The organism is Lactiplantibacillus garii, from assembly GCF_003885105.1.
In the GTDB taxonomy this organism is placed as follows: Bacteria; Bacillota; Bacilli; order Lactobacillales; family Lactobacillaceae; genus Lactiplantibacillus; species Lactiplantibacillus garii.
This window is the reverse complement of record NZ_QWZQ01000072.1, coordinates 1-6,275: the sequence shown is the minus strand read 5'-3', so window position 1 is coordinate 6,275 and position 6,275 is coordinate 1. Positions and strand designations below refer to the sequence as shown.

Genomic DNA, 6,275 nt, shown 5'->3' with positions numbered 1-6,275 from the left:
TATAAATCAACCTTTCTTGGCTTAGTCCGCTTACGTATGCCTTCTAGATCTGTCCGGATTAGTTCAAATTGTTCACGAGAGATGTCGCTACTATAATGGTGTGCAAAGCTTTTCATGGATTAAAAACCCCTGTTTTTGATTTAATTTAACTAAAATCAAATCGAATGTCAAAGTATCCAAACACGTTCTGAGTACCAGGCTGGGCTAGCGCAAACTGACTTTGAACGAAAGGTTAGTCAACGGGGGCGGAAGTCTTCGCTCACTAAAAACCTTAAACACTTGATCGAGGAAAAAATTAAAGTCCAGAAGTGGTCCCCTGAACAAGTTGCCCATGTAGTGGGGATTGCCTACAAGACGGTCTATAACTGGATTGATCAAGGCTGGCTTGATATACAGTTGCCCGATTTACCTGATCATGGAATTCGTCATCATCGTGCTAAAGAAAAGCGGGGTACGTTCAATCACGGCCGCTCCATTGAGGAGCGGCCTCATAAAGTCGAAACTCGCCAGGAATTCGGCCACTTTGTAATACTTTCTTTTCGTCCATCTTGATTACTCCTAACATCAAAATAATGATTTCAATTTAGATTCACAGATTTTACAGTACCGTTATTCAAAATTTGTTACCAAACTTATAAAGATTCTTTGCAAAGAACGATTAAAAAAATTGGCTTAAAACAGTGGAATCTGCAACACTTTTTAAATATTTAAAACATAACAATCCTAGTTAGGTGCAAACATAAATTGAATTTAAAATACAGTCAATTCAACAACGGCAAAAACTGATTTCATGGTTATCAGCAGACCGAGTGAAACGAGGTCAATGCGCACTTACACATAGAATTTATTCTATGTTGTGCTAGGCCCATTAAAAGCCTGTATCAGAAGTCGCCGTTGGCGACAACAAAATCAACCCAATTTACCCAAAATCAATTTGGTTCAACATGTTTTCTGTACTTGCTTGATCCAATCCCAAATAAGCTAAAGTCATTGATTCACTTGAGTGATTTAGTAAGTGCATGACTAGGCCAATATTGTAATTTGATTGCGTGTAAACACGATAAGCCCCGGTTTTGCGCATCGTATGAGTACCTAGATAATTAATTCCTAACAGATCGCCAACCCTACTCATAATTTTGTAGAACTGTTTTTCAGTGATATGGCGCTCGGGGTGTTGAATGGAAGGAAAGAGCCATTCAGATGCTAGTTTATGATCAAGCAGCCATTGACGGTACAATAAGAGTTCTGTTTGAACTGGTTTAAGGTACAAGGTATTAGGTTTACCAGTTTTTCGATCATGAATGAACGCATTTTGTTTAATAGAACCGTCCAGATTAAAAATATCGGTCTGTTTTAAGCCCATAACGTCACTCACTCGCAGTAGCGTAGCTTTACCAACTTGAAAAATCGTATAGTTACGTCGGCCAGCTTTAAAGTTATTGAGTAACGTATCTTGAACCTCTTTAAGAACGTTTGAATCTTTGATGGGTAAGACAACTTGTTGCATGTAAATGACCTCCAGTAAGAATATTTGCATTGTGTATCTACATGGGATATACTTGACTTGTAATAATAATTTAGGAGGGGAAAATATGGAACTTATTAAAGAACAAACACGCTTAGCAAAGTGGGGAAACTCGAAAGCTGCTAGAATTCCTAGCCAAATTATTAAACAACTGAAATTAGATGATAACCAAGATATGACAATAACCATTGAAAATGGATCAATTGTTTTAACACCAATAAAAAAGAACCCAACCAATATTCACGAACTATTTAAGGATTGGCAAGATGACGGGAAAAGGGATCACGAGCTTGATTGGGGAAAGTCAGAAGGTAATGAACTTCAATGGTAAGCCAAGGTGATATATTTTATGTTAACTTTAATCCAAGCCGTGGTCATGAACAGATGAATAAGCGACCAGCCATTGCGCTAAGCAATGATTTAGTCTGTCAGACGAGTAACATGACGATTGTGGCTCCAATTAGCAGTACCAAGCGTAATTTTCCAATGTATCATCGACTAACTAGTAGTCAAACAGTATATGGAAAAGTATTATTAGATCAAACCATAGCCTTAGATTTACGGGCAAGACATGTCACTGATGAAACTATTGTCGATCATGTATCGCGTGAAGAACTAGAAAAAATAATCACTTTGTACAAATTATTGTTTAGTATTGATGACAAATAGAAGAAGTCATTTCTTTAATATTAAAACAAATAACCCCCAAAATCTATATTATAGATTTTGGGGGTTATTCTTTCAATGTTTTCGAGGGGGTATTTGGAACTTATAGACCCTAAAACCACTTGTGGGATTGTAACTAGGTGGTTCTCTATTCAGTTACTAACTGTTGGACAATGTCAGATATGTGGATTTGGGTCTTATACTTCTTAAGGTCATGATTGTTAGTCGCTGTATTTCCCTTATGATTTAACAAAGCATCTAGCGCTGCTAGGTTGCTAACATAAGTCTGATTAATGTAGGTGCGAGGAACGATACGCGCAACTTTAACATAACTGCCCTTATGATAAGCCATCACATAAGGATCTTTGACCCCAGGATTAAGCCCCGTTGTTAAGGTTAGTTTGGTCCATTCATTCCCCATCGTATTATCAGTGAACCAAGCGGTCCAGTAACCATTGGTTGCCTTATTGTTAGGCGAAATTTCCTTTTCACCAGGTAATTTAGTGTACCCGACTTTATAGGATAAAAACGGATCAAATCGATCAATCGTCCCAATACCTTTATAATATCCCAAACATAAAATACCAATACTAACCAGTACTAGTGCAATCAAGCCACCTAAACCAAAAGTCCAACGACGATAACGACTTTTAAGCTTAACATTATGATCTATCTGGGTGGCCAAAGAGGGTTCTTTATCTTTTTTCATTGCAATCTCCTCGTTAAATAGAAGTTTTTCGAGTGAGATGTTAAACAATTGACTCAACGCATGCAGGGTCTCTAAACTTGGCATATTCTTGCCAGTTTCCCAAGTTGAGACCGTTTGACGGGTCACATGCAATTGTTGAGCTAACGCTTCTTGGGTTAAATTAGATTGTCTGCGCAAGGTCTTGATATCGTCTTTAAAGCTCAAATCTCACTCCTCCTAAATCATAATCAAGGATCTAAGGCAATCCTAGCAAGAATTACTAGCATTAGTCACGCAAATGTTACTTGCACAACTGGATAGTTTGGTTAATGTCGTCAATAAAGTCATTCTTCAGATCGTAATACCGTTCTGAAGAATGACTTTAGAAATGATCAAAGGTCTATTTGTATTAAGTCCCTAAAGGTTTCTTAACTAAAGACAGCGATAATCATTTTGGTGACTAAATAAATAATTGCAATTACCATCATCCAACCAGTAATGCGCATAAATTCCCAGACATTAGTTTGTGCCTTTGCGTTTTTGGTAATAACTATGCTTTTTTTTAGTGAATCATCGCCCTTGATCAAACTATCTAAGGTAATGTCGAATAAATTGCTAATTTGCACTAAACGATCAATATCGGGATAAGTACTTCCGACTTCCCACTTAGAAATGGCCTGACGAGAAACATTAAGCGTTTCTGCAAGATAATCTTGTGTCCACTGCCTTTTTTCTCGTTCTTCTTTTATCCTTATCGAGCCAAAACAGCCACTATCCTTAAAAATCTCCACGATAGGATATATATCATATGTTGAGAGACGTGTTCTAAGCCCTCGTTCAGTGTTCACCTTGATTAACTATGTTAATATAAACGTATATACTAACGTAAAGGGTGACGTAAAATGGCAAATAAGACAATATCTTCAATAGCTAAAGATTTGAATATATCACGTGCAAGGGTTTATCAAATTATTGACATGCTTGATGACAACGAAAAACCCTCAAAAGACAGCAATGATAGATATGTAATTGACGATAGTGTTGTCGATGCTATTCGTAAATACTATGCAAACAGTAACACCAAGGCTAAACAAGAAAAAACGTCACCAATTGACGATAAAGTTCTTGATATAATGCGACGTCAACTAGACGAAAAGGATAGACAAATTGAAAAGCTAACTCAATTACTTAACCAGCAACAACAACTTAATTTGTCTACTAACCGTCAAAACGAAAAACTACTTGGTACCACTACGAACAACCCCCTCTCACAGGACGATATCCCCCTTAAAAGCGACGATACAGACGTTTTAAAGCCTACCGAGGGTAATTATAAGGGAGTAGACACTAAGACGCCTAAAAGGGGCTTGTTTGGTTGGTTAAGACGTTAAAAATACCCCTTTGTCATATTATCGGCAAAGGGGTATAATACTGTTTGAAACTAAATTAAATAGACAAAAAAATTCCCTCGGAGCCTAACCCGGGGGAACACACTAACTTCATCAAGTTTATGTGTTCATTTTACCTACTATTGTAAGATTTTTCAAGTAGGTAGAGTTGAATTTTTCTGGATCACGGGGGAGCCAAGCCCCGTTACTAGAGTGGCAACATTCTAGCCAAGCCAACTAATCTTACCTTTCGAGGACTGACAGCCGGTTAGTGGAGCTAATGAAACAAGTGGACAGGTCAAACGAGAGCCGCCGCTATAAACTCCCGTTAGGAATTAACCTATACTTGTATTTAGGTTTCTTCCGAACGTATGCCCCACGTACGGGGCGGGCGGTAAAGCAGTACGAAAGTACAGGGCTGTTACGCAAGGCCAGTGATCCAAACAACTAAAAATAAATGATTGCTGGCACCTATAAAGGGTGCTTTTTTTATAGGCTAAATTAGTTAGGCTAATCTACAAGCGCAATAGTAACAATACAAGTGTTTTTACGTGACGGTGATTCGTGACGAACAACAAAAAGTTTTCTTCTTCGCAAAACAAGGGGAAAACTATATCCCGCTCAGGTTCAAGCGCTCTGAACAGCAAAGGACAAGTGCACTAAACTGGTTTGACCTTGAGGGTTAAGAGCACGTGGTTGCGTGCAGATAGGTTAAACTAGGGTGTTATTAATTTACTAATCGTCACGTAGACCACAAAACGTTAAGAACTAACTACTAACGATAGACACACTATTAATATTATATAGTCTCAGCCTAGGCGGGTTCTAAGCCGACATGTTTCGGACAATTATACATGAAACGTCATTATCACAAAGTAACTTACATACGTAGAATAATAAACTTTCACAAGTGTAAAATACTGGTATATTAACATTTACAAATTTACTCTATTTTCACAAAGTATCATTATCGTATGATATCGGTAAATATATAGCTTGCTATCGTTGATATAACAAGGATTTACACACTTCACAAACTTTAGCTTTTAATACTATGGGTTATGTTAACTAGCATAAAATAGTGCTATAATGAAAACTGACTCTAGTGGTTGCAACTAGCGTTAATAATGCTATACTACGTTTGTGCTGTATGACATGACATTGCACACTACTTTCAGTAACATACCGCAAAATAAAAAGGTCTACCCTTAACTGGATAGGCCTTTTTACTATGTCAATTTTAATGTTATTATAATAATATGTGCTATCTATATTACTTGGGGGAGCGGCTATCTGTTTAGGTAGTCGCTTTTTAATATTGCAATTTAATTAGAATGATCTAAAATAAAGTTGTCCCATTAGTCGGGACTCATGGTATTCCGTTTCGAAGTGACAACTTCTTAGTGAGCACTTACCCGGGTGTTCACTTTTTTAGTATTGCACCAAGTTTGCATAGTGCTATAATCATGCTTGTGTCTCCTACATGACACAAACACCTACTTCATAATAGTGTGACGATTCTAGCAAAATCATAAAGGCCCGTCATTAATTTGATAGGCCTTTTTGTGTGCTAACAAGCAACCTAAGCAACTTTATACGCTAAAAGGTGTAAAAACTAGTTAAAAGCTGTCAATTCCTTATGCTCCCACGCTACGCTCGTCCGCTACCATTGACAGCAAACAGTTAGTTTTTCTGAATCTCAACAAGAATCTAACTGCTATATTCGTTTTCAAGGGCCTTATTTATCGTTTCTAGCGGTTTTAAGACTGTTTATATATATTTTTACAAAAGGAAAAATAAAAAGCCCTCAGCAGGCTCTTAGAGGGCTAAATAACGAAGCCAGGACGATTAATAATATCTTCTTGTCTTTTTTGCAAAATATAAGAACGTGTTTAGAATCTTTTCAAGAGTATTCGCAGGAAGGCTAAGCTAATCATCATCTTACTGGTGTTCAGCTTTCGCTCACAATTGCGCCAGAGGCGCCGATATTTTCCTAGCCAGCTAAAAC

The 6,275-nt window shown here is 37.5% G+C and carries 6 protein-coding genes and 2 pseudogenes; 4 read left to right on the top strand and 4 right to left on the bottom strand.

Annotated elements, in window-relative coordinates; genetic code table 11:
- Positions 1-189: 189 nt before the first annotated feature.
- Positions 190-525 (top strand): annotated as a pseudogene (locus D1831_RS13540) (IS30 family transposase); the annotation flags it as partial.
- 394 nt (positions 526-919) lie between these two features.
- Here the strand turns inward: D1831_RS13540 and D1831_RS13535 are convergent.
- The gene (locus D1831_RS13535; RefSeq protein WP_010625610.1) at positions 920-1,507 is read right to left on the bottom strand and encodes a site-specific integrase; all 588 of its coding nucleotides are present in this window, start codon (positions 1,505-1,507) and stop codon (positions 920-922) included.
- 85 nt (positions 1,508-1,592) lie between these two features.
- On the opposite strand from D1831_RS13535, the gene D1831_RS13530 reads away from it, so the two are divergent.
- Together D1831_RS13530 and D1831_RS13525 are read left to right on the top strand one after the other, a co-directional pair.
- A complete protein-coding gene (locus D1831_RS13530) occupies positions 1,593-1,856 on the top strand; it encodes an AbrB/MazE/SpoVT family DNA-binding domain-containing protein (protein WP_001748109.1) in 264 nt (87 codons plus the stop codon).
- Complete coding sequence (locus D1831_RS13525; RefSeq protein ID WP_125073374.1) at positions 1,850-2,194, top strand: type II toxin-antitoxin system PemK/MazF family toxin; 345 nt, start codon at positions 1,850-1,852, stop codon at positions 2,192-2,194. Before D1831_RS13530 ends, D1831_RS13525 begins: the two co-directional genes overlap by 7 nt.
- 145 nt (positions 2,195-2,339) lie before the next feature.
- On the opposite strand, the gene D1831_RS13520 is transcribed toward D1831_RS13525, so the two are convergent.
- Together D1831_RS13520 and D1831_RS13515 are read right to left on the bottom strand one after the other, a co-directional pair.
- Positions 2,340-3,104 (bottom strand): helix-turn-helix domain-containing protein, encoded by a 765-nt coding sequence (locus tag D1831_RS13520; protein WP_125073373.1) that lies wholly within the window; start codon positions 3,102-3,104, stop codon positions 2,340-2,342.
- 203 nt (positions 3,105-3,307) lie between these two features.
- Complete coding sequence (locus tag D1831_RS13515) at positions 3,308-3,634, bottom strand: helix-turn-helix domain-containing protein (RefSeq protein WP_125073375.1); 327 nt, start codon at positions 3,632-3,634, stop codon at positions 3,308-3,310.
- A 147-nt stretch (positions 3,635-3,781) separates the two neighbouring features.
- Between D1831_RS13515 and D1831_RS13510 the strand changes: the two genes are divergently transcribed.
- Positions 3,782-4,270: a DUF536 domain-containing protein gene (locus D1831_RS13510; RefSeq protein WP_125073372.1), complete on the top strand. Its 489-nt coding sequence runs from the start codon at positions 3,782-3,784 to the stop codon at positions 4,268-4,270.
- A gap of 1,889 nt (positions 4,271-6,159) precedes the next feature.
- On the opposite strand, the pseudogene D1831_RS13505 reads toward D1831_RS13510, so the two are convergent.
- Positions 6,160-6,275: pseudogene (locus D1831_RS13505) on the bottom strand (IS5/IS1182 family transposase); the annotation flags it as partial.